The 22,422-nt window shown below is 71.6% G+C and carries 20 protein-coding genes and 1 tRNA gene; 1 reads left to right on the top strand and 20 read right to left on the bottom strand.

Annotated features, from left to right (window positions below):
- Positions 1-110: 110 nt before the first annotated feature.
- From ACFVHV_RS04065 to ACFVHV_RS03970, 20 genes are all read right to left on the bottom strand, one after another.
- Positions 111-926, bottom strand: coding sequence for a F0F1 ATP synthase subunit delta (locus ACFVHV_RS04065; protein ID WP_359899958.1), 816 nt, complete (start codon positions 924-926; stop codon positions 111-113).
- Complete coding sequence (locus tag ACFVHV_RS04060) at positions 923-1,483, bottom strand: F0F1 ATP synthase subunit B (protein ID WP_359899960.1); 561 nt, start codon at positions 1,481-1,483, stop codon at positions 923-925. Before ACFVHV_RS04060 ends, ACFVHV_RS04065 begins: the two co-directional genes overlap by 4 nt.
- A 34-nt stretch (positions 1,484-1,517) precedes the next feature.
- Positions 1,518-1,760 (bottom strand): ATP synthase F0 subunit C, encoded by a 243-nt coding sequence (gene atpE / locus ACFVHV_RS04055; protein WP_030302757.1) that lies wholly within the window; start codon positions 1,758-1,760, stop codon positions 1,518-1,520.
- 89 nt (positions 1,761-1,849) lie between these two features.
- Complete coding sequence (gene atpB, locus ACFVHV_RS04050) at positions 1,850-2,662, bottom strand: F0F1 ATP synthase subunit A (protein ID WP_359899962.1); 813 nt, start codon at positions 2,660-2,662, stop codon at positions 1,850-1,852.
- A 285-nt stretch (positions 2,663-2,947) separates the two neighbouring features.
- On the bottom strand, positions 2,948-3,391 hold the full coding sequence (locus ACFVHV_RS04045; protein ID WP_359899964.1) for a hypothetical protein: 444 nt from the start codon (positions 3,389-3,391) through the stop codon (positions 2,948-2,950).
- Between the two features lie 297 nt (positions 3,392-3,688).
- Positions 3,689-4,978: an MraY family glycosyltransferase gene (locus tag ACFVHV_RS04040; RefSeq protein WP_359899966.1), complete on the bottom strand. Its 1,290-nt coding sequence runs from the start codon at positions 4,976-4,978 to the stop codon at positions 3,689-3,691.
- A 172-nt stretch (positions 4,979-5,150) separates the two neighbouring features.
- The gene (gene glyA / locus ACFVHV_RS04035) at positions 5,151-6,431 is read right to left on the bottom strand and encodes a serine hydroxymethyltransferase (RefSeq protein ID WP_380348658.1); all 1,281 of its coding nucleotides are present in this window, start codon (positions 6,429-6,431) and stop codon (positions 5,151-5,153) included.
- A 140-nt stretch (positions 6,432-6,571) separates the two neighbouring features.
- Positions 6,572-7,213: a protein-tyrosine-phosphatase gene (locus ACFVHV_RS04030; RefSeq protein WP_355252781.1), complete on the bottom strand. Its 642-nt coding sequence runs from the start codon at positions 7,211-7,213 to the stop codon at positions 6,572-6,574.
- A 32-nt stretch (positions 7,214-7,245) separates the two neighbouring features.
- On the bottom strand, positions 7,246-7,893 hold the full coding sequence (locus ACFVHV_RS04025; RefSeq protein ID WP_359899969.1) for an L-threonylcarbamoyladenylate synthase: 648 nt from the start codon (positions 7,891-7,893) through the stop codon (positions 7,246-7,248).
- A gap of 180 nt (positions 7,894-8,073) precedes the next feature.
- Positions 8,074-8,940 (bottom strand): peptide chain release factor N(5)-glutamine methyltransferase, encoded by an 867-nt coding sequence (gene prmC / locus ACFVHV_RS04020; protein ID WP_359899971.1) that lies wholly within the window; start codon positions 8,938-8,940, stop codon positions 8,074-8,076.
- Between the two features lie 58 nt (positions 8,941-8,998).
- Positions 8,999-10,075 (bottom strand): peptide chain release factor 1, encoded by a 1,077-nt coding sequence (gene prfA, locus ACFVHV_RS04015; RefSeq protein ID WP_359899973.1) that lies wholly within the window; start codon positions 10,073-10,075, stop codon positions 8,999-9,001.
- A gap of 132 nt (positions 10,076-10,207) precedes the next feature.
- Positions 10,208-10,429, bottom strand: coding sequence for a 50S ribosomal protein L31 (gene rpmE / locus ACFVHV_RS04010; protein ID WP_030057539.1), 222 nt, complete (start codon positions 10,427-10,429; stop codon positions 10,208-10,210).
- Positions 10,430-10,567: 138 nt separating this feature from the next.
- Complete coding sequence (locus ACFVHV_RS04005; protein WP_380348655.1) at positions 10,568-11,716, bottom strand: LCP family protein; 1,149 nt, start codon at positions 11,714-11,716, stop codon at positions 10,568-10,570.
- Between the two features lie 140 nt (positions 11,717-11,856).
- Positions 11,857-13,971, bottom strand: coding sequence for a transcription termination factor Rho (gene rho, locus ACFVHV_RS04000; RefSeq protein ID WP_380348653.1), 2,115 nt, complete (start codon positions 13,969-13,971; stop codon positions 11,857-11,859).
- Between the two features lie 603 nt (positions 13,972-14,574).
- Complete coding sequence (thrB, locus tag ACFVHV_RS03995) at positions 14,575-15,513, bottom strand: homoserine kinase (RefSeq protein WP_359899979.1); 939 nt, start codon at positions 15,511-15,513, stop codon at positions 14,575-14,577.
- A 364-nt stretch (positions 15,514-15,877) separates the two neighbouring features.
- Positions 15,878-16,978, bottom strand: coding sequence for a threonine synthase (thrC, locus tag ACFVHV_RS03990; RefSeq protein WP_049655889.1), 1,101 nt, complete (start codon positions 16,976-16,978; stop codon positions 15,878-15,880).
- Between the two features lie 10 nt (positions 16,979-16,988).
- Positions 16,989-18,281: a homoserine dehydrogenase gene (locus tag ACFVHV_RS03985; protein ID WP_359899981.1), complete on the bottom strand. Its 1,293-nt coding sequence runs from the start codon at positions 18,279-18,281 to the stop codon at positions 16,989-16,991.
- Between the two features lie 138 nt (positions 18,282-18,419).
- Entirely contained in the window at positions 18,420-19,811 is a 1,392-nt protein-coding gene (lysA, locus tag ACFVHV_RS03980; RefSeq protein ID WP_359899983.1) for a diaminopimelate decarboxylase, read from the bottom strand.
- Positions 19,812-19,900: 89 nt separating this feature from the next.
- Positions 19,901-21,562 (bottom strand): arginine--tRNA ligase, encoded by a 1,662-nt coding sequence (gene argS, locus ACFVHV_RS03975; RefSeq protein ID WP_359899985.1) that lies wholly within the window; start codon positions 21,560-21,562, stop codon positions 19,901-19,903.
- A gap of 83 nt (positions 21,563-21,645) precedes the next feature.
- On the bottom strand, positions 21,646-22,137 hold the full coding sequence (locus tag ACFVHV_RS03970; RefSeq protein WP_359900026.1) for a response regulator: 492 nt from the start codon (positions 22,135-22,137) through the stop codon (positions 21,646-21,648).
- 179 nt (positions 22,138-22,316) lie between these two features.
- Between ACFVHV_RS03970 and ACFVHV_RS03965 the strand changes: the two genes are divergently transcribed.
- Positions 22,317-22,388: transfer RNA gene (locus tag ACFVHV_RS03965), tRNA-Arg, on the top strand.
- Positions 22,389-22,422: the final 34 nt, after the last annotated feature.

The raw sequence follows: 22,422 nt of genomic DNA, 5'->3' as shown, positions 1-22,422 counted from the left end.
GGGCCGCAAGTATTCGACTCTCGGCCGGGTCTTCCGAACCGGCCGTACGATGTGCCGGCTCCTTGGGGAGCCGGTTTCCCGACCGAGGGTCGGATGTGCTGCTTCGGTGCTCAGCCTTCGAGCGACTGGCGAGCGCCTTCGAGGCGGCTCGACACGGTGCCGTTGATGATCTCGTCGCCGATCTGCACCTGGACGCCACCGACGACCTCGGGGTCGACGTCGATGTTCAGGTGGACCTGGCGGCCGTACATCCGGCCCAGAGCACCGGACAGGCGCTCCTTCTGGGTGTCCGACAGCGGCACCGCGGTGGTGACCAGGGCCACCACGCGGCCGCGGCGTGCGGCGGCGAGCTTCGAGTAGGACTCGAGGCCCTGCTCCAGGCTACGGCCACGCGGCGCGTTGACGAGGGCGGTGACCAGCCGGACGGTGCCGGCGTTGGCGCGGCCGCCGAGCAGCTTCTTGATCAGCTCGGCCTTCGCGACGGCTCCGGCCTTCGGCTCGGTCAGCGCGGCGCGCAGCTCGTGCGCGCCGCTCACCACCCGGCCGAAGCGGAAGAGCTCGTCCTCGACGTCGTCCAGGACGCCGGCCTTGTCCGCGGCGATGATCTCCGCGTACGCGGAGAGCTGCTCGGTCGCGTCCACCAGGTCGCGCGAGCCCGACCAGCGGGAGCGGACCAGGCCGGAGACCAGGTCGACGGCCTCGCCGGAGACCTGACCGGTCAGCAGCGAGGTGACCAGCTGGGCCTTGTCCTGGCCGGACCGGGACGGGTCCGTCAGGACTCGGCGCAGCGACACCTCACGGTCCAGCACGGCCGTGACGGCGGTGAGCTCCTCGGCGAGCTTGGCCGCGTCCACCGAGGTGGAGTCGGTCAGGCTCTCCAGGTTCTGCCGGCCGGCAGCGAGGGCCTCACGGCTGGCGCCGATCACTTGGCCGCACCCTGAGCAACGGCGGCCTTGGCCTCCAGCTCGTCCAGGAAGCGGTCGATGACGCCGCTCTGCCGGGCGTGGTCCTCCAGGGACTCGCCCACGATGCGGGACGCCAGCTGGGTGGCCAGCGAGCCCACGTCCTGACGCAGGGCGGCAGTGGCCTGCTTCTTGTCCGCCTCGATCTGGGCGTGACCGGCGGCGACGATGGCCTCGCGCTGGCGCTGGCCCTCCTCGCGCATCTCGGCGAGCTGGGCGGCACCCTGCTCGCGAGCCTGCTCGACGATGCGGGCAGCCTCGTGGCGCGCCTCGGCGAGCTCGGCGCGGTACTGCTCAAGCAGGGCCTGGGCCTCCACCTGAGCGGCCTCGGCGCGCTCCATGCCGCCCTCGATCGCGTCCCGGCGCTCCGACAGCACCTTCTCGATGCTGGGGAGGAGCTTCTTGCCAAGGATGCCGAAGACGATGAAGAAGCAGAGCAGGCCGATGATGATCTCGGGCCATGCGGGCAGAAGGGGGTTCATGATCTCCCCCTCCTCCGCGAGGTGAGCCGCGATGCTCATATCTGGACCTTCCTCGAAGGGTCTACGGCGGGGATTACTTGGGGCCCTGGCCGAAGACGAACGGCATGACGATGCCGATGAGGGCGAGCGCCTCGGTCAGCGCGAAGCCGATGAACATGTTGGAACGGATCAGGCCGGCGGCCTCGGGCTGACGGGCCATCGCCTGGACGCCGTTGCCGAAGATCAGACCGACGCCGATGCCGGGGCCGATCGCGGCGAGGCCGTAGCCGATCGAAGCGACGGAACCGTAGACGCCGACCTCAGCGAGCATGCTCATTGCAATGTGTCCTTTGCGGGGATGGTGTACCGGTGGTGATTGGCCACCGGGCGTTCCGGGGGTGGTTCAGGAGGGCCGAGGGCCCAGGCTCAGTGCGCCTCTTCCAGGGCACCGGCGATGTAGCTGCTGGCCAGCATCACGAAGATGTAGGCCTGCAGGAACTGGACCAGCAGCTCGAAGGCGGTCAGGCCGACGGCGACGACGAACGAGGCCGAGCCGTACAGCGCGCCCAGGGAGGGGCTGAGCAGGTACCAGGAGGCGACGGAGAACATCACGACCAGCAGGTGGCCGGCGAACATGTTCGCGAAGGCTCGGACCGCGAGCGTGAACGGGCGCACGAAGATGTTCGAGAAGAACTCGATCGGCACCAGGATGAACATGACCCAGCCGGGGATGCCCGAGGGCCAGCAGAGGTTCTTGAGACCGCCGACGAAGCCGTGCTTCTTGAAGGTCAGCGTCATGTAGGTGATCCACACGACCGCCGCGAGGCCGGCCGGGAACGCGATCGCCGCCGTCACGGGGAACTGTGCGAACGGGATGATCGACATGATGTTCATCAACCAGATGAAGAAGAACATCGAGACCAGCATCGGGACGTACTTCTCGCCCTTTTTGCCGATCGTCTCCAGGACGATGGAGCGCTTGACGAAGTCGTAGCCGATCTCACCGACCAGCTGCAGCTTGCCGGGGACCAGGCGCGGCTTGGCGAAGGAGGCCCAGAAGAACACGACGACCAGGAGCGCGACGATGATCGACAGCAGCATCGGCTTGTTGAAGTCGACGCTGCCGATCGAGAAGATCGGCTCGAACTGGAACTCGTTCAGACCCGGGGCCGGGAAGCCACAGCCAGCGTCCCCGAAGTGGCAACTGCCTGAGGCGAGGGACGTGAGTTCAGCACTCACCGCGGACTCCTTCGTCGTGACGCATGGATACGGCAACCTCGGTGTGTCGGCGTGGCCTGCGGCCACGGAACGGCACTGGAACTTGATGGGTTTCTCGCCGACCCCGCGCGCCGGCGCACTGCACCACAGCGGGATCATCGAAGAATGCGCGGATCCGGGGGGCGATCCGTCCGCTGTCCGGACAGACCTGGCCTCTTCCCGTACTCCGTTGTTGCGACGGACGATAGCAGCCCGTCAGCGCGGCATAAACACCGCCCCCCTCATTGGGGGGACAGCTGGGCCTCGTCACTGTTGACGCCCCTTGTCGGAGGGCTTGTCGCCCTTCTTTTCGGAGGCGTCGGGGTCGACGTAGAAGGTCTTGGCCTTGAGCGCACCACGCACCTGGAAGCCCGTCCAGATCAGGGCGCAGCCGAGCAGGGTGAAGGCGAAGGCCTGCCGGTTGAAGAGATCGGTGTTCTTGAAGACCGCGAGCACGATGCCGACCAGCAGGATCTGCGTGGTGTACACCAGCAGCGCCGCGGCCATCATGATCTGCGGGTTCGACCTGGTCAGCCGGTCGAGCGCGAACTGGCCGGAGGCGAAGAAGGCCATCACGAGCAGCGCGCCGAAGAGGGCACCGAGCAGGCCCTTCCCCCCGGCGACGGCGAAGGAGATCGCCATGGCGATGATCCCGGCGGCCGCAGTGGGAATCGCGGCGCCTCGGAGGATCCGGGCGTCGGTGGACGGCATGTCGGCAGCTCCGGCGGCATGTCGATGTGGCGGGGGACGGGCACAGCGGTGGCGGGTGACACCGGACCGAGGCATCGCCGCGGGCCGCCCATCGGAACGGCGGGCCCGGTGAGGGAGACCGACAGGGACGGAAGTCATCCACCTGTCAGGTCTTTCGGCGTGTTCTCGGTACTCGTGAACGGTATCACAAACTATTTGATGAGAGCTTTACCATGAATATGTGGCACCTGTCACACCAACGGCGCAACGGATCCGCCATTCGAGTGAACGCCATCCGATGGACCCTCAACTCCCTTGTCAGTGGCGACCGGTGGCCTTGTGGTGGGGGCCGACCGCGGTGGAGCCCACGCCGGAGTCCCGGCCTGCTTCACCCAGGAGTTGCTTGTCCTTCGCCGACAGTTCGGCCATCGGACCGCTCTGCTGCCGCCGGTAGCGCGGGGGGACGAAGGACTGCACCGCCCGCGGGGCGCGCGGCCGGAACCGCGGGGTGAGCAGCACCACCAGGCCGACCAGGCAGAGCCCGGCGAGCGTCAGGACGACGGTGCGGCCGGTGTTGGTCACCGAGAAGGCCACCGAACCGAAGGCGATCAGCGCGGCCCAGAAGTACATGATCAGTACGGCGCGGCTGTGCGAGTGACCCACCTGGAGCAGCCGGTGGTGGAGGTGGCGCTTGTCCGCGGCGAACGGGGACTGGCCGGCCCAGGTGCGGCGCACCACCGCGAGCAGCAGGTCGGCCAGCGGCAGCGCGATGACCGTCAGCGGCAGCAGCAGCGGGATGTAGATCGGCACCAGGGCGTGCACGGCGGCGGTCTGCGAACCGGTCTCGTTGCTGATCAGGTCCGGGTCGACCCGGCCGGTGATCGAGATCGCGGCGACGGCCAGCATCAGGCCCAGCATCATCGAGCCGGAGTCGCCCATGAAGATCCGCGCGGGGTGCATGTTGTGCGCCAGGAAGCCCAGGCACATGCCGATCAGCAGCACGCTGAACAGCACGGCGGGGGCCGCGTCGGTGATCGTGTAGCCGTACCAGAGCCGGTAGCTGTACAGGAAGAAGGCCATCGCGGCGATGCAGACCATGCCGCCGGCCAGGCCGTCCAGGCCGTCGATGAAGTTCACCGCGTTCACCATGACGACGACCAGGGTGACCGAGATGACCATGCCCTGGGTCGGACTGACCGCGACCGGGCCGACACCGGGCACCGGGAGGGTGATCACCGTGACGCCCTGCCAGACCATCACGCCGGCGGCGATCATCTGGCCGCCGAGCTTCACCAGCGCGTCCACGCCCCACTTGTCGTCGAGGACCCCGAGCAGGAACATGATCCCGGCGCCGGACAGCAGCGCGCGGATGTCCGTGCCCTGCGAGAACACCTTGCTCAGGTTGTCGAGCTGGGAGGCGACCAGGATGCCCGCGCACAGTCCGCCGAACATCGCGATGCCGCCGAGCCGCGGCGTGGGCTCGCGGTGCACGTCGCGGGCGCGCACCGGCGGCATGGCGCCGGCCGCTATGGCGAACTTCCGGACCGGGCCGGTCAGCAGGTAGGTGACGGCGGCGGTGCAGAACAGCACCAGCAGATACTCACGCACCACTGGCCTCCTGCATCACTGTCGAACGGGGAAGTACCGAAGGTACTCCCCTGCCTTCCCGGGGTTCGAGGTGCGTCGCCACGGCACACACCTTATTGAGTCGGACGCCGGGACCGTGCATCGCGGTTCGCCCTCCCGGGTAGGAGATCCGGATACCCGCGGAGAACCTCCGTCAGCCACGGTCGGCGAAGGCCAGCGCCAGCTCCCGGACCCGCGCCGCGGCGGGGGCGACCGCGCCCCCGTCGAGCACCCGGGCGATCAGCCCGGCGATCTCCGTCAGCTCGGCCTCCCCCATCCCCTGGCTGGTCACCGTGCCCGTGCCCAGCCGGATGCCGGAGGCCTCGGCGGCCGGCGCCGGGTCGTACGGCAGCGCGCACTTGCCGAGCAGCAGCCCGGCCGCCGCGCAGCGCCGCTCGGCCTCCGCTCCGGTCACCCCGAGCGGGCTCACGTCGGCGGTCACCAGATGGGTGTCGGTGCCGCCCGTCAGCGGGCGCATCCCGGCCTCCGCGAGCCCGCCGGCGAGCGCCCGGGCCCCGGACACCGCCCGCTGCGCGTACGCCCGGTACGCGGGCCCGGAGGCCTCCGCGAGGGCCACCGCCTTGCCGGCCACCTCGTTCATCGCCGCGCCGCCCTGGCTGAACGGGAACACCGCCCGGTCGATCCGCTCGGCCAGCTGCGCGGTGCACAGCAGCAGCCCGCCGCGCGGACCGCGCAGGAGCTTGTGGGTGGCCGCCACGGTGACGTCCGCGTACGGCACCGGGGAGGGCGCCACCCCGGCCGCGATCAGCCCGGTGGTCTGCGCGGCGGAGGCGATCAGATAGGCGTCCACCTCGTCGGCGATCTCCCGGAACGCCGCCCAGTCCGGGTGCCGGGGGTGCGAGATCGAGCCCGCCACGATGGCCTTGGGGCGGTGCTCCCGGGCCAGGTCGCGGACCTGGTCGAGGTCGATCAGCCCGTCGCTCTCGCGCACGCCGTAGCCGGTGAAGGCGAACCAGCGCCCGGAGAAGTTGGCGCGCGAGCCGCAGCTGAGGTGGCCGCCGTGCTCCAGCGACATCGCCAGCACTCCGTCGCCGGGCCGCAGCAGTGCCGCGTACGCCGCCAGCATCGCCGAAGTCGCCGACCGCGGCTGGACGTTGGCGTGCGGGGCGGCGAACAGCTCACGGGCCCGGTCGATCGCCAGCAGCTCGGCGGCGTCCGCCAGCGCGCAGCCGGTGTGGTGCCGGCGGCCCGGGTAGCCCTCGGCGTACTTGTCGATCAGCGGGCCGGTGAGCGCCGCCAGGACGGCGGGGGTGGTCAGGTTCTCCCCCGCCAGCAGCTGGATCGTTTCGGCGCGCCGCTCGGCCTCCGCGGCCAGCAGGTCGGCCAGCTGGGGATCGGCCCGGTGCAGCGCCTCGGACACCCAGGGGCGCCCGGTCGTCGTGGTGGGGTCGGTCGCGGCATCGGTGACGGTCATGGCGGGGCTCCCGGGCGCTGCGGGGACTGTGTCACCCAGCGTAGGACCGCCGACCGCGCCCGGCCCGCCGAACCACGGCCGGACGGCCCCATTCAGCGCCTCGGCGCCCGCCCGCGGGCCGTCGGCGCGGCGCGGGGACGTCAGCGCGGCGCGGGGACGCCGGTGAGCGCGGTGACCACCGGGTCGACCGCGTGGAATATCTCCTCGCCGCAGTTGCGGAACATGCCGATCGGCGCCCCGTACGGGTCGTCCAGCTCGTCCGACTCCGGCGTGGCGGCCAGCAGCCAGCCGCGCAGCGCGGCGGCCGCCCGGACCAGCGCGCGGGCCCGCTCGGTGACGTCGGCGCCGCGCCGGGGATCCGGCAGGGTGCCCGGGTCTATCGTCCGCACCAGGCGGGTGAACTCCTTCAGCGTGAAGGTGCGCAGCCCCGCCTCGTGACCCATCGAGATCACCTGGGCGCGGTGGTCCAGCGTCGCGGTGAGCACCAGATCGGCCTCGACCACGTGCTCGTCCAGCAGCTCGCGGCCGGTGAAGCCCCCGCTGTCGGCGCCGTACTCGTCGAGCACGGTCGCGGCGTGGTCCTCCATCGGCGCGCCCTCGTGGCCCCAGGTGCCGGCGCTCTCGACCAGGATCCGCCCGGCCACCCGGGGGCTCAGCCGGGTGTCCAGCTCACGCCGGGTCAGCCGCTCGGCGATCGGCGAGCGGCAGATGTTCCCGGTGCAGACGAACAGGATCCGGAAGTGGTCCAGCGGCCTGGGGCCCACGCTCAGGTACGGCGCTATGCCCGGCCCGGCGTGGAGCGAGGCGGTGGGCGTCAACTGCCGGCCTCCAGGTCGGGGACGACCTCCCTCAGCTGCTCGACACTGATCGCGCCGGCCCGCAGCAGGACCGGGACCTTGCCGGTGACGTCGACGATCGACGAGGTGGCGGAGTCCTCGGCCGCCCCGCCGTCCAGGTAGACCGAGATCGCGTCGCCGAGCTGGGCCTGGGCCTCGTCGCAGGTCAGCGGGGGCGTCCCGCCGATCCGGTTGGCGCTGGAGACGGCCAGCGGGCCGGTGGCGTTCAGCAGCTCGATGGCGACCGGGTGCAGCGGCATCCGGACCGCGACGGTGCCGCGGGTGTCGCCGAGGTCCCAGCGCAGCGAGGGCTGGTGCCGGGCGACCAGGGTGAGCCCGCCGGGCCAGAAGGCGTCGACCAGCTCCCAGGCCTGCTCGGAGAAGTCGGTGACCAGGCCGTGCAGGGTGGTCGGCGAGCCGACCAGCACCGGCGAGGGCGTGTTGCGGCCACGGCCCCGGGCGGCCATCAGCTCGGCGACGGCCTCCGGGGAGAAGGCGTCCGCACCGACCCCGTACAGGGTGTCGGTGGGCAGCACGACGAGTTCGCCGCGGCGGACGGCCGAGGCGGCCTCGCGCAGACCGGTGGCGCGGTCCCCGGCATCGGCACAGTCGTAGCGGCGGCTCATCGGTGCGGTCCCCTTCCGGAGTGGCTCATGGCAGTCACTACGGCCGCCACTGTGGTCACAGCGCGGCCTTGCGCGCTGTCGTACAGCACTTGGTGTTCACGACCCGACCCTCCGGGCGGTCGTACTGCGCCCGACTGTTCACGACCCGACCCTCCGGGCGGTCGTACTGGGCCCGATTCTTCACGACCCGACCCTCCGGGCGGTCGTGAAGCGCGGCCGGTTGTTCAGGTCGCGGTGGTCGGCGGTGTCCGTCCAGCCGTGTTCCTCGTTGAAGATCCACGGCACCTGGCCGCCCTGCTGGTCGGCGTGCTCGATGACCACCGCGCCGCCCGGGCGCAGCAGTCGGGCCGCGACCCGCTCGATGCCGCGGATGGTGTCCAGGCCGTCCTCGCCGGAGAACAGCGACATCTGCGGGTCGTGGTCGCGGGCCTCCGGCGCGACGTACTCCCACTCGGTGAGCGGGATGTACGGCGGGTTGGAGATGACCAGGTCGAAGCGGCCGTCCCAGGAGCGGTCGTCCTCGAAGGCCCTGGTGGCGTCACCGGCGTGCAGGGTGACCCGGGCGCGGTCCGGGCTGGCCTCGATGTTGCGCCGGGTGTACTCCAGCGCGCCCTCGTCCAGTTCGAAGGCGTGCACGGTCGAGCGCGGCAGTTCCTGGGCGAGGGCGAGGGCGATCGCGCCGGAGCCGGAGCACAGGTCCACCACCAGCGGCTCGGCCACGTCCATGTCGCGCACCGCGTCTATCGCCCACTCGACGACCGTCTCGGTCTCCGGCCGGGGCACGAACACCCCGGGGCCGACCTCCAGTTCGAGGTAGCGGAAGAACGCCCGCCCGGTGATGTGCTGGAGCGGCTCGCGCGCCTCGCGGCGGGAGACGGCCTCCCAGTAGCGGGCGTCGAAGTCGGCGTCCTTCACCGTGTGCAGCTGGCTGCGCTTGACGTTGTGGACGTAGGCGGCGAGCTCCTCCGCGTCGAAGCGCGGCGACGGCACGCCGGCCGCGGCCAACCGCTGGGTGGCCTGGGCCACCTCGGCGAGCAGCAGGTTCATCCGTACGACCTCTTGTTTCTCCGGCTCCGGGCGAAACGCGGGCTGGGGCGCGCCGGTCTCAGTTCTCTTGGGCCGCGGCGAGCTTGGCCGCCGCGTCCTTGTCGACGCAGGACTGGATCACCGCGTTCAGGTCGCCGTCCAGGACCTGGTCCAGGTTGTACGCCTTGAATCCGGTGCGGTGGTCCGAGATGCGGTTCTCGGGGTAGTTGTACGTGCGGATCCGCTCGGAGCGGTCCACGGTGCGGACCTGGCTGCGGCGCGCGTCCGAGGCCTCCCGCTCGGCCTCCTCCTGCGCGGCGGCCAGCAGCCGCGAACGCAGGATGCGCATCGCCTGCTCCTTGTTCTGGAGCTGGCTCTTCTCGTTCTGGCAGGACGCCACGATACCGGTCGGCAGGTGGGTGATCCGGACCGCGGAGTCGGTGGTGTTGACCGACTGGCCGCCGGGGCCGGAGGAGCGGTAGACGTCGATCCGCAGGTCGTTGGCGACGATCTCGACCTCGACCTCCTCCGCCTCGGGGGTGACCAGCACGCCCGCCGCGGAGGTGTGGATGCGGCCCTGCGACTCGGTGGCGGGGACGCGCTGCACGCGGTGCACGCCGCCCTCGTACTTCAGCCGGGCCCAGACGCCCTGGCCGGGCTCGGTGCTGCCCTTGGTCTTCACGGCCACCGAGACGTCCTTGTAGCCGCCGAGGTCGGACTCGTTGGAGTCGATGAGCTCGGTCTTCCAGCCGACCCGCTCCGCGAAGCGCAGGTACATCCGGAGCAGGTCGCCGGCGAACAGCGCGGACTCCTCGCCGCCCTCGCCCGCCTTGATCTCCAGGATGACGTCCTTGTCGTCGCTCGGGTCGCGCGGCACCAGCAGCAGCCGCAGCTCCTCGGTGAGCTCGTCCCGGCGTGCCTCGGAGTCCTTCACCTCGGCGAGGAACTCCGGGTCCTCGGCGGCGAGTTCACGCGCGGCCTCGATGTCCTCGCCGGCCTGCCGCCACTGCCGGTAGACCCGGGTGATCGGGGTCAGCTCGGCGTACCGCTTGGCCAGCTTGCGGGCGTTGTTCTGGTCGGCGTGGACGGACGGGTCGGCCAGCCTCGTTTCGAGGTCGGCGTGCTCGACGAGGAGCTCTTCGACTGCCTCGAACATGGGGTGGCCTTCTTCCCGGGGACTCGGAAACGTGTGGGGGGTGGGGAACTCGCGGGGGGACGCGAACGGCGCCGGCCCCCAGCGCCCCCGACAACGAGTACGGGGGCACCGGGAACCGGCGCCGAGGGAGCGCTAGGCCTTCGCGCTGTGCTGCTTGCCGAAGCGGGCCTCGAAGCGGGCCACGCGGCCACCGGTGTCGAGGATCTTCTGCTTGCCGGTGTAGAACGGGTGGCACTGCGAGCAGACCTCGGCGCGGATCTCGCCACTGGTCTCGGTCGAGCGGGTGGTGAACTCGGCACCGCAGGTGCAGGTCACACGGGTGACCACGTACTCGGGGTGAACGTTGGGCTTCAAGGGGTTCTCCTAGGTTTCGGGAGGGCACCGGGTCGGCGGCTGGAGCGCCGCACGTGAACCGGGACCGACGGACCAGTCTGCCAGGACCGGCCGCATCTTCCCAAACCGGGTCGCGTTCCGGGATATTCCGGGCGCCCCTCAGTGTGCCGTTCCGGCCTTCGGGGTGGCCTTCGGGGTGGCCTTCCCGGTGCCCCGCGCGGCCGCCGAGGGGGCCGCCGAGGGGGTGGCCGTGGGAGCCGCCTGGGCGGGGTTCTCCGGCTGCGCGGAGACGACCGCCGACGGGAACGCCTGGTCGGCCTTGAGCGCCCCCCAGACCTGCCCGGCCTGCGGCTGCTGCTCGACCACCCGGTTCGGGTCGCCGGGGGCCGTCTCCACCGGCAGGGTGACCATGCTCAGCTGGTCCGGGCCTATCCCCTTGAGCTCCTGGGCGAGCCCGACCAGCGAGTTCACCGAGCCGAGCGCGGAGTCGGTGGTGATGCTCCTGGTCACGGTGTCGCCGATCGACCACAGCTTGACCGGGTTGGTGAGCATCCCGTTCCCCCCGACCTGCTGCAGCAGCGACTTCACCATCTGCTTCTGGAGCTCGATCCGGCCGAGGTCGCTGCCGTCGCCGACGCCGTGCCGGGTGCGCACGAAGGCCAGTGCCTGCCGGCCGTCCAGGTGGTGCTCGCCGGGCGGCAGGTCGAGCCCGCTGTCCTTGTCGTGGATGGCCACCGCGGTGGTCACGGTGGCCCCGCCCATCGCGTCCACGACCCTGGCGAAGCCGGCGAAGTCGATCTGCAGGTAGTGGTCCATCCGCAGCCCGGTGAGCTGCTCGGTGGTCTTGACGGCGCAGACCGCTCCGCCGCTCTCGAAGGCGCTGTTGTACATCGCGCGCTTGGCGCCGGGCACGGTCCGGCCGCTCGGGTCGGCGCAGTCGGGGCGGGTGACCAGGGTGTCGCGCGGGATCGAGACGACCTGGGCGCGGGAGTGGTCCTGGTTGATGTGCACCACCATCGCGGTGTCCGAGCGGGCGGTGTCGCCGGTGTCCCCGCCCGCGATCGAGCCGTTGTCCCCGCCGCGCGAGTCGGAGCCGAGCACCAGGATGTTGAAGGAGCCGTCGGTGGCGGCCGGCGGCCGGGCGTCGCCGAGCCGGGCGTCGATGTCGACGCTCTTGATGTTGCCGTTGAGCCTGAACCAGGCGAAGAGGGCCGCGCCGGCGCCGAGGACGACGAGCGCGACGAACGCGCAGGCGGCCGTCCGCAGGACTCTGCGGCGGCGCCCTGGAACCCTCTTGTGTTCGGCCATACGGTCCAGAGTAAATCGGACAACATGATCCAAACGCCCTCAAGTTGTCCCGACTCTGGAACAAACCGGGCCGGACGCACGGAACCCCGGACCGCTCGCGCGATCCGGGGTTCCGTGCTCGGACAACCGTCCGGCTACGGTCAGTCGTTGGAGCCGGGGGTGGTCTTGGCGATCTGCATCAGGAACTCGGCGTTGCTCTTGGTCTGCTTCATCTTGTCCAGGAGCAGCTCGATCGCCTGCTGCGAGTCGAGCGCGTGCAGCACCCGGCGCAGCTTCCAGACGATGGCCAACTCCTCGCTGCCGAGCAGGATCTCCTCCTTGCGGGTGCTGGAGGCGTCCACGTCGACGGCCGGGAAGATGCGCTTGTCCGAGAGCTTCCGGTCGAGCTTGAGCTCCATGTTGCCGGTGCCCTTGAACTCCTCGAAGATCACCTCGTCCATGCGCGAGCCGGTCTCGACCAGCGCGGTGGCCAGGATGGTCAGCGAGCCGCCGTTCTCGATGTTGCGCGCGGCACCGAAGAACTTCTTCGGCGGGTACAGCGCGGTCGAGTCGACACCACCGGACAGGATGCGGCCGGAGGCCGGCGCGGCCAGGTTGTAGGCGCGGCCGAGACGGGTGATCGAGTCCAGCAGGATGACCACGTCGTGGCCCAGCTCGACCAGGCGCTTGGCGCGCTCGATGGCCAGCTCGGCGACGGTGGTGTGGTCCTCGGCCGGGCGGTCGAAGGTCGAGGAGATGACCTCGCCCTTCACCGACCGCTGCATGTCGGTGACCTCTTCCGGACGCTCGTCGACCAGGACGACCATCAGGTGGCACTCGGGGTTGTTGTGGGTGATCGCGTTGGCGACCGCCTGGAGCACCATGGTCTTGCCGGTCTTCGGCGGCGCGACGATCAGACCGCGCTGGCCCTTGCCGATCGGCGACACCAGGTCGATGATCCGGGTGGTCAGCACGCCCGGGTCGGTCTCCAGGCGCAGCCGCTCCTGCGGGTAGAGCGGGGTGAGCTTGTTGAACTCGGGGCGGCCGCGGCCGCTCTCCGGGTCCATGCCGTTGACGGAGTCCAGCCGCACCATGGCGTTGAACTTCTCGCGGCGCTCGCCGTCCTTGGGCTGGCGCACCGCGCCGGTGATGGCGTCGCCCTTGCGCAGGCCGTTCTTGCGGACCTGGGCGAGCGAGACGTAGACGTCGTTCTGGCCCGGCAGGTAGCCGGAGGTGCGCACGAACGCGTAGTTGTCGAGGATGTCGAGGATGCCCGCGACCGGGATCAGGACGTCGTCCTCGCCGATCTGCGGCTCGGCGGGGCCGGCCTCGAAGCCCTCGCGGCCGCGACGGCCACGGCGGTCGCGGTAGCGCCCGCGCCGGCCACGGCGGCCGTCGCCGAACTCGTCGTCGTCGTAGCCGCCCTGCTGGACCTGCGGCTGCTGGACCTGCTGGGTCTGGCGGCCCTGCTGCTCGGCCTGGCCGCCCTGCTGCTGGCCGCCGCCCTGCTGGGACTGGCGGTCGGTGCGGTCGGTGCGCTCGCGGCGGTTGCGGCGGTCGCGGCGCGACTCGCGGCCGTCGGCGTCCTGGGCCTCGCCGGCCTCCTGGCGCTCGGTGCGCTCGGTGCGCTCGGTGCGGTCGCCGCCCTCGCGGCGCTCACGCCGCTCACGGCGGTCGCGACGGCTCTCGCGGCCGTCCTCACGGCCCTCGAAGCCGCGGGTCTCGGCCGGGCGGGCCTCGGCCTGCTTCGGCTCGGCGACCGCGACGGTGGCGGCCTCGGCCGGGGCCTCCGCGACCGGGGCGGTGGGCGCGCCGGCGGCCGAGGTGGCCCGGCGGCGGGTGCGCTCGGTACGGGCGGGCGCGGCGGTCTCGGCGGCGGCCTGGACCGGGATCTCGATCTGGGCCTGCGGCTCGGCGGCGGCCGGAGCCTCGGCCGTCTTGGCGGCGGCCTTGGTGCGGCGGGCCGGCTTCTCGGCCGGGGCCTCGGCGTCCGCCTTGGCGGCGGTGCGCTTGGCGGCCGGGGCGGTGCCACCGGCGGCGAGCAGCGGGTCCCCGCCGCTCTTCTCCTTGATGGTCTCGATCAGCTGGCTCTTGCGCATGCGTCCGGTACCGGTGATGCCAAGGTCCGCGGCGAGCTTCTGCAGCTCGGCCAGGACCATGCCGTCCAGGCCCGCGGCGGCGCTGCGGCGGCGCCGGGCCGGGGCAGCGGGGGCGGCGGCTGCGTCCGACGCCTCGGCGTCCGGGCGCGCGCCCATCAGATCGGTGGAGTCGCTCACTAAGGGTCCTTCCCTGGAGCGGACGTCGGCCTGTCTGGCTCGGCGACCGGTTGTGCTGTCCTGACCAACGCTCGACTGCGTCGGTCCGAGGCGGTGATCCCTCGAATGGCGGGAGCCCGTCGAGGGAGAGCTACGTACGAGGTGCGGTGCTTGAAGCACGGTGGTGCTGAGTGGCGCGTGGGCCGGTCGTGTGTCGACCTCCCCTGAGGGCGTAACCCCCACGCTCCCTGCGAATCCCGGGCCCCCGTCGCGTGACGGTGGCCCGCGCTCCGCCCGTCCTGGCCTCAAGGTGGGAGGCCGCGGGTGGGAGTCAGGTGCCGTCACGGCTTCGGGATGCGGCCGCGTGTCGCGCAGGCAGGCTGCGTACGCGCTGCGGTGGGCTCCCGGAGAATCGTCGCCCCGTGCATCGCCGGGACTCCACTGCCGTGGAGTGCTGGGATCGGGACGCGGCGCACCTAGCCCCGGAGGGCACCTGGTGCAGCAATGAGGTTAACACTACCGACCCCCTCAGACATTCCCCAGCCTTGCGCTTGCCAATCGTGTCCGCCGGACCCGGCTCGGCAGGGTGCCGGCGCCGGGTCCCGAGCGGCCCGTTCGGGCTGCTCAGACGTCCAGCGGGAGCACGACGGCCCCGGTGCGGTCGACGTCCAGCCGGTGCGCGGCGAACGCCGGGTCGCCGCCGTGGCCGTGGTGCCCGGCGAAGGAGAGCACCTTGTCGGCGCCCGCCTCGTCGGTCAGCGCCAGGACGGTCGGGCCGGCCCCGGAGATGACCGCGGGGACGCCCTCGGCGCGCAGCGCGCCGACCAGGGCGGCGCTGTCCGGCATCGCGGAGGCGCGGTAGTCCTGGTGCAGCCGGTCCTCGGTGGCGGCGAGGAGCAGCTCGGGGCGCCTGGTCAGCGCCTCCACCAGCAGTGCGGAGCGGCCGGCGTTGACGGCCGCGTCGGCCAGCGGGACGGTCCTCGGCAGCAGTCCGCGCGCGGTCTCGGTGAGCACTTCGCCGGCCGGCACGAACACCACCGGGACGACCTGCTCGGACGGCTCCAGCGCGACCGCCTTGGCCGACTCCTCGTCGGTCCAGGCGATGGTGAAGTTGCCGCGCAGGCAGGCCGCGACGTTGTCCGGGTGGCCCTCCAGCTCGGAGGCGAGGGCCAGCAGCGCGTCGTCGTCCAGCGCGGACGGGCCGCCGATGGTCACCGCGCGGGCGGCCACGATGCCGGCGCAGATGGCGGCCGAGGAGGAGCCGAGGCCGCGGCCGTGCGGTATCCGGTTGGCGCAGACCACTTCGAGGCCCCGCGGCTGGCCGCCGAGCCGGTCGAAGGCGGCGCGCATCGAGCGGACCAGCAGGTGGCGCTCGTCGCGCGGCAACGTGTCGGAGCCCTCACCGGCGATGTCGACGGAGAGGCCGGAGTCGGCGACCCGGACGACGACGTCGTCGTACAGACCCAGCGCGAGCCCGAAGGCGTCGAAGCCCGGGCCGAGGTTGGCGCTGGTCGCGGGAACCCTGACCCGGACGGCGGCGGCACGGAACGCAGGACCGGCCATGCGGTGGACTCTCCTGGGGAAATCGGGCGGCGCGGAGCGCGTCGTCGGTGCGAGGGCGGGGAACGGACCGCGGCCCCTCGGGGGGCGGGCGGTCGCGACGGTCGGCGCGGCCCGGACCCGCCGGGCCCGGGGCATGTGCCACACGGCCGAGGCCAGAGTATCGAAGAGAGGTTCCCCAGCGGTACACCCCGTGGGCCTTCGATCTGGTGTGTTGCCGGTTCTGGCCGGAATGCACACCCCCCTCCGTCAAAGGGAGCGGTGGAAACGGATCGCAATGCGCAGCCCAATTGACACAAAAGTGTCAGTCGGGAACTCCGACGGGCCGACCCCCGAAAGGGTCGGCCCGTCGACGTGCCGGCGCCCGTTACCGGTCGAGCAGTCCGAGGCTGCGGGCGGCCGCCTCCGGGTCGATCGGGACGATCTGCGGCTGCGGCGCGCCGGCCACCGCCCAGTCCGGGTCCTTCAGGCCGTTGCCGGTCACGGTGCAGACGATCCGCTGGCCCGGGTCGACCAGGCCGGCCTCCGCCTTGGCCAGCAGACCGGCCACCGAGGCGGCCGAGGCCGGCTCCACGAAGACGCCCTCCTGCGAGGCCAACAGCCGGTAGGCGGACAGGATCTGACGGTCCGTCACCTTGTCGATGAGGCCGCCGGACTCGTCCCGCGCGGCGAGCGCGAAGTCCCAGGAGGCCGGGTTGCCGATCCGGATCGCGGTGGCGATGGTCTGCGGCTTGAGCACCGGCGCGCCGTCCACGATCGGGGCCGAGCCGGAGGCCTGGAAGCCCCACATCCGCGGGGTGCGGGTGGCGAGGCCGTCCGCGGCGTACTCGCGGTAGCCCTTCCAGTACGCGGTGATGTTGCCCGCGTTGCCGACCGGCAGGACGTGGATGTCCGGGGCGTCGCCGAGCATGTCGACGATCTCGAAGGCCGCGGTCTTCTGGCCCTCGATCCGCACCGGGTTGACCGAGTTGACCAGCGCCACCGGGTACTTCTCGGACAGTTCGCGCGCGAGGGTGAGGCAGTCGTCGAAGTTCCCGTCGACCTGCAGGATCCTGGCGCCGTGCACCAGCGCCTGGCCCATCTTCCCGAGGGCGATCTTGCCCTGCGGGACGAGCACCGCGGAGACCATCCCGGCCCGCACCGCGTACGCGGCGGCGGAGGCCGAGGTGTTGCCGGTGGACGCGCAGATGACCGCCTGCGCGCCCTCCTCCTTGGCCTTGGAGATGGCCATCGTCATCCCGCGGTCCTTGAAGGAACCGGTCGGGTTGGCGCCCTCGACCTTGAGGTAGACCTCGCAGCCCGTGCGCTCGGAGAGCACCTGGGCGGGGACCAGGGGCGTGCCGCCCTCCAGCAGGGTGACCACCGGGGTGGCCGCGGTGACCGGCAGGCGGTCCCGGTACTCCTCGATCAGGCCGCGCCACTGGTGGGTGTGCGCGCCTCGGACGACGTTCTCGGCAACGGCGTTCATGGCTGGTTCCTTATTCCCCTTCGACCCTCATGATGCTGGCCACGTCCCGCACGCTGTCCAGCGCGCGGAGCTTGTCGACCGTCGCCGACAGCGCGGCGTCGGTGGCACGGTGGGTGACCACGACGAGCGAGGCGTCGCCGTCGCGGCCCTGCTGGCGCACGGTGTCGATGGAGACGCCGTGCTCGGCGAAGACGGACGCGACCTGCGCGAGCACGCCCGCGCGGTCGTCCACGTCCAGGCTGACGTGGTAGCGGGTGACGACCTCGTCCATCGGCTTGGCCGGCAGCCGGGTGTACACCGAGTCACCGGGACCGGTGGCGCCGGCCAGCTTGTTGCGGCAGACCGCGACCAGGTCGCCGAGCACCGCGGACGCGGTCGGCGAACCGCCCGCGCCCGGGCCGTAGAACATCAGCCGGCCGGCCGCCTCGGCCTCGACGAACACCGCGTTGTACGCCTCGCGGACGGAGGCCAGCGGGTGCGACAGCGGGATCATCGCCGGGTGGACGCGCGCGGTGACGGACTCGCCGTCCGCGGCCCGCTCGCAGATCGCGAGCAGCTTGACCACGCAGCCCATCTCCTTGGCGGAGGCGATGTCGGCCGCGGTCACCTCGGTGATGCCCTCGCGGTAGACGTCCGCCGCGGTGACCTTGGTGTGGAAGGCGATGCCGGCCAGGATCGCGGCCTTGGCGGCGGCGTCGAAGCCCTCGACGTCGGCCGTCGGGTCCGCCTCGGCGTAGCCCAGCGCGGTGGCCTCCTCCAGTGCCTCCGAGTAACCGGCGCCGGTGGTGTCCATCTTGTCGAGGATGAAGTTGGTGGTGCCGTTGACGATGCCCAGCACCCGGTTGACCTTGTCGCCCGCGAGGGACTCGCGCAGCGGACGCAGCAGCGGGATCGCGCCCGCCACCGCGGCCTCGTAGTACAGGTCCACCCCGGCCCCGGCGGCCGCGGCGTGCAGCTCGGTGCCGTCCTTGGCGAGCAGCGCCTTGTTGGCGCTGACCACCGAGGCGCCCTGCCCGAAGGCGGACAGGATCAGCGATTTGGACGGCTCGATGCCGCCCACCACCTCGACCACCACGTCGATGTCGCCCCGGTTGACCAGGGCCTCGGCGTCGGTGGTGATCAGGTGCTCGGGGACGCCCGGGCGGGTCCGCCCGGCGCGGCGGACCGCGATCCCGGCCAGCTCGACCGGAGCACCGATGCGAGCGGCGAGGTCGTCGGCCGTCGTCGTCATGATGCGCGCCACCTCGGAGCCCACCACACCACAACCCAGCAACGCCACCTTCAGCGGGCGCGTACGCATCATCCGACTCCGCTCTGCATTCATCAGCTTCGGTAATTTCCGGCGGGTTTTCCTGGACCGCCGGGAACTTCGGTCCGTACCAGTCTCCGGGACTTTCCGTACGGATCTACGGTCGTTCCATGATCTGAGACAAGGATTTCGTCATCCGATATCCAGACGCAGGAGATCCTCCTCCGTCTCGCGCCGGACGATCACCCGCGCCGCACCGTCCTTGACGGCGAGCACGGGGGGCTTGAGGGCGTGGTTGTAATTGCTCGCCATCGAACGGCAGTAGGCGCCGGTGGCGGGCACCGCGATCAGGTCGCCGGCGGCCAGGTCGGCCGGCAGGAAGGCGTCCCGGACGACGATGTCGCCGGACTCGCAGTGCTTGCCGACCACCCGCACCAGCATCGGCTCGGCGTCGCTGGTGCGCGACACCAGGGCCACCGAGTACTCGGCGTCGTACAGCGCGGTGCGGATGTTGTCGGACATCCCGCCGTCCACGCTGACGTAGGTGCGCAGGCCCTCCAGCGGCTTGACGGTGCCGACCTCGTACAGCGTGAACGCCGTCGGGCCCACGATCGCCCGGCCCGGCTCCACGCTCAGCCGGGGGGTGTCCAGGTTCGCGGCGGCGCACTCGCGGCGGACGATGTCGGCCAGCGCGGCCGCGATCTCGGCCGGCTCGCGCGGGTCGTCCTCGCTGGTGTACGCGATGCCGAGGCCGCCGCCGAGGTCGATCTCGGGCAGCTCGACGCCGTGCTCGTCGCGGATCCCGGCCAGCAGGCCGACCACCCGGCGGGCGGCCACCTCGAAGCCGGCCATGTCGAAGATCTGCGAGCCGATGTGCGAGTGGATGCCGCGCAGTTCCAGGCTGTCGTGGCCGAGCACCCGGCGCACCGCCTCGGCGGCCGCGCCCCCGGTGAGGGACAGGCCGAACTTCTGGTCCTCGTGCGCGGTGGCGATGAACTCGTGGGTGTGCGCCTCGACGCCGACGGTGATCCGGATCAGCACCTGCTGGCGCACGCCCCGGCGGGCGGCGATCGCGGCCAGGCGCTCGATCTCGTCGTAGGAGTCGACCACGATGTGCCCGACGCCGGTCCTCACCGCGTGTTCGAGCTCGTCCGCCGACTTGTTGTTGCCGTGCAGCGCGATCCGCCGCGGCGGCATCCCGGCGGCCAGCGCGACCGCCAGCTCGCCCGCGCTGCACACGTCGAGGTTGAGGCCCTCCTCGTGCAGCCAGCGCACGACGGCCTTGGAGAGGAACGCCTTGCCGGCGTAGTAGACGTCCGCCTCGGTGCCGAAGGCGTCCCGCCAGGCGCGCGCCCGGGAGCGGAAGTCCTCCTCGTCCAGCACGTAGGCGGGGGTGCCGAACTCGGCCGCCAGCCGCTTGACGTCGACGCCGCCGACGGTGGCCACGCCCTCGGCGTCGCGGGCGACGGTGCGCGACCAGACCTTGGGGTCGAGCGCGTTCAGGTCGGCGGGCGGGGCCTGGTAGTGGCCCTCGGGCAGGACGTCGCCGTGGCGGGGGCCTGCCGGGTGTGCGGAGCGGCTCATCTTCGTAGATCCTTCGAGACCTATGGCGAGGGGCGGCGACGGTCCCCGTTGACCGTCAGCCGCCCCCGCTGTGCGCTTGGGGGTGGTGCCTACATCCGCTCGGGCGCCGTCACGCCCAGGAGCGTGAGGCCGTTGGCGAGCACGGTGCGCGTCGCCTCGACCAGCCAGAGGCGGGCGCGGTGCGTGTCGTTGAGCTCCTCGTCGCCCTTGGGCAGGAACATGCAGTTCTCGTACAGGCGGTGGTATTTGCCCGCGAGCTTCTCCAGGTACACGGCGACCCGGTGCGGCTCGCGCAGCTCGCCGGCCGTGGCCAGCACCCGCGGGAACTCCGCGAGGTGGCCGAGCACGTCGGACTCCCACTCGGTGGCGAGCAGCTCGGGCTTGAACTGCTCGACCGTGCCCTTGTCCACGCCCAGCTCGGCGGCCTTGCGCGCCACGCCGCACATCCGGGTGTGCGCGTACTGGACGTAGAAGACCGGGTTCTCGTTGGTCTGGCTGGTCAGCAGGTTGATGTCCAGCGTGATCGTCGAGTCCGTGGAGGAGCGCGCCAGGGTGTAGCGGGCGGCGTCCACGCCGATCCACTCGACCACGTCGTCGATCGTGATGATGTTGCCGGCCCGCTTGGACATGCGGACCTCTTCGCCGTCGCGAAGCATCTTCACGAACTGGCCGATCTTCACCTCGATGTTGCGGTTCATGTCGTCGCCCGCGCAGGCCGAGATGGCCTTGAGGCGGTTGACGTACCCGTGGTGGTCGGCGCCCAGCATGTAGAGCGCGACCTCGGCGCCGCGGTCCCGCTTGGACAGGTAGTACGCGGCGTCGGCGGCGAAGTAGGTCTTGTCGCCGTCGGCCTTGATCAGGACGCGGTCCTTGTCGTCACCGAAGTCGGTGGTGCGCAGGAAGACCGCGCCGTCCTGCTCGAAGACGTGGCCCTGCTCGCGCAGCCGGTCGATGGCCTTCTCGACCGCGCCGGAGTCGTGCAGCGTCTTCTCCGAGAACCACACGTCGAAGTGGGTGCCGAACTCGTCCATCGAGCGCTGGATCTCGGACACCATGAGCTTGAGGCCCTCGGTGCGGAAGACCTGCAGCTGCTCGTCCTCGGGCAGGTCGAGCACGCCCGGGACCGCGTCGGTGAGCGCCTTGGCGATGTCGACGATGTACTCGCCGACGTACCCGCCCTCGGGCACCTCGCGGCCGTTCGCGGCGGCCTGCAGCGAGGCGGCGAACTTGGTGATCTGCACACCGGCGTCGTTGAGGTAGTACTCGGTGGTGACGTCGGCGCCGGAGGCCCGCAGCACGCGCGCCAGCGAGTCGCCGACGGCGGCCCAGCGGACGCCGCCGATGTGGATCGGGCCGGTCGGGTTGGCGGAGACGAACTCCAGGTTGATCTTCAGGCCGCCGAGGGCGTCGTTGCGGCCGTAGGCCTCGCCCGCCTCGACGATGGTGCGCGCCAGCGCACCGGCGGTGGCGGTGTCCAGGGTGATGTTCAGGAAGCCCGGACCGGCGATGTCGACCTTGGCGACGCCGGTGATCCCTCGCAGTCGCTCGACCAGCAGCTCGGCAATGGCTCGCGGCGGCTTGCCGGCCGCCTTGGCGAGCTGGAGGGCCACGTTCGTCGCGTAGTCGCCGTGGTCCCGGTTCTTGGGCCGGTCGACCGTCACGTGCTCGGGCACGGCGACGGCCAGCTCGCCCGCCTCGACGGCGGAGCTCACTGCGGCCTGGATTGCCTGGGAAAGGTCTGCGGGGGTCACGACGCCAAGCGTAGGCGAGACGGGGTGCCCGCCCGCCACTCGGTTTACCGGTTGAGACGCCGGAGTGCCGTCGTTACGGGGTCTCAGCCGCGCTCGGTGCGCTCTGTTCGCTCAGGGCGAACTGCGGCGGCGGCTTCACCGGCCCTGTCGCCGGCCTGCTCGCCGTCCTCTGCGCCGCCCTGCTCGCCGAGCGGCCCGCCGGGGTGCCCGGTGAGCCGCATCAGGCGTCGCACCAGGGCCACCAGGTCGGCCGGATCGAAGGGCTTGCCGAGGTAGCCGTCCACCCCGACCGTCTCCCCCAGGTCGAGGTCCGCCGGGGTGCAGGCGCTCACGATCGCGATCGGCAGCCGGCTGGTGTCCGGGGTGGCGCGCAGCCGGGCCGCCGTCCGCAGGCCGTCCAGCCGCGGCATCACCACGTCCAGCGTCACCACGTCCGGCTGCACCCGGCGGATGACCTCCAGGCACTCGGCGCCGTCGGCGGCGGTCACCACCTCGAAGCCTTCGAGCTCCAGGTTGACCCTGATCAGCTGGCGGATCACCTCGCTGTCGTCCACCACGAGGACCCGCCCGGACACTCCCGACACCTCACCGAGGGTATCGGCGGCCCCGCCGCCCCGTCCGGCCTTTGGGCACTTCCGCTCCCCCGCCCGCCGGGGCCGCCGCGACGATCTTCGGGGAAACCCGTGCACGGGCCGCGTCCGAAGCCTGGTAGTGTTCTCCACGTCGGAAGCGCGAGCGACCGACAGGCCAACAGGCCCCCGTAGCTCAGGGGATAGAGCACCGCCCTCCGGAGGCGGGTGCGTAGGTTCGAATCCTACCGGGGGCACTCACGCAGTGATTGCGAGAGTGTAACCAGGGCC

The organism is Kitasatospora sp. NPDC127116, from assembly GCF_042677365.1.
GTDB classification, from domain to species: domain Bacteria; phylum Actinomycetota; class Actinomycetes; order Streptomycetales; family Streptomycetaceae; genus Kitasatospora; species Kitasatospora lactacystinica.
The sequence above is the reverse complement of the archived record's forward strand: the minus strand, read 5'-3'. Positions and strand labels throughout refer to the sequence as shown.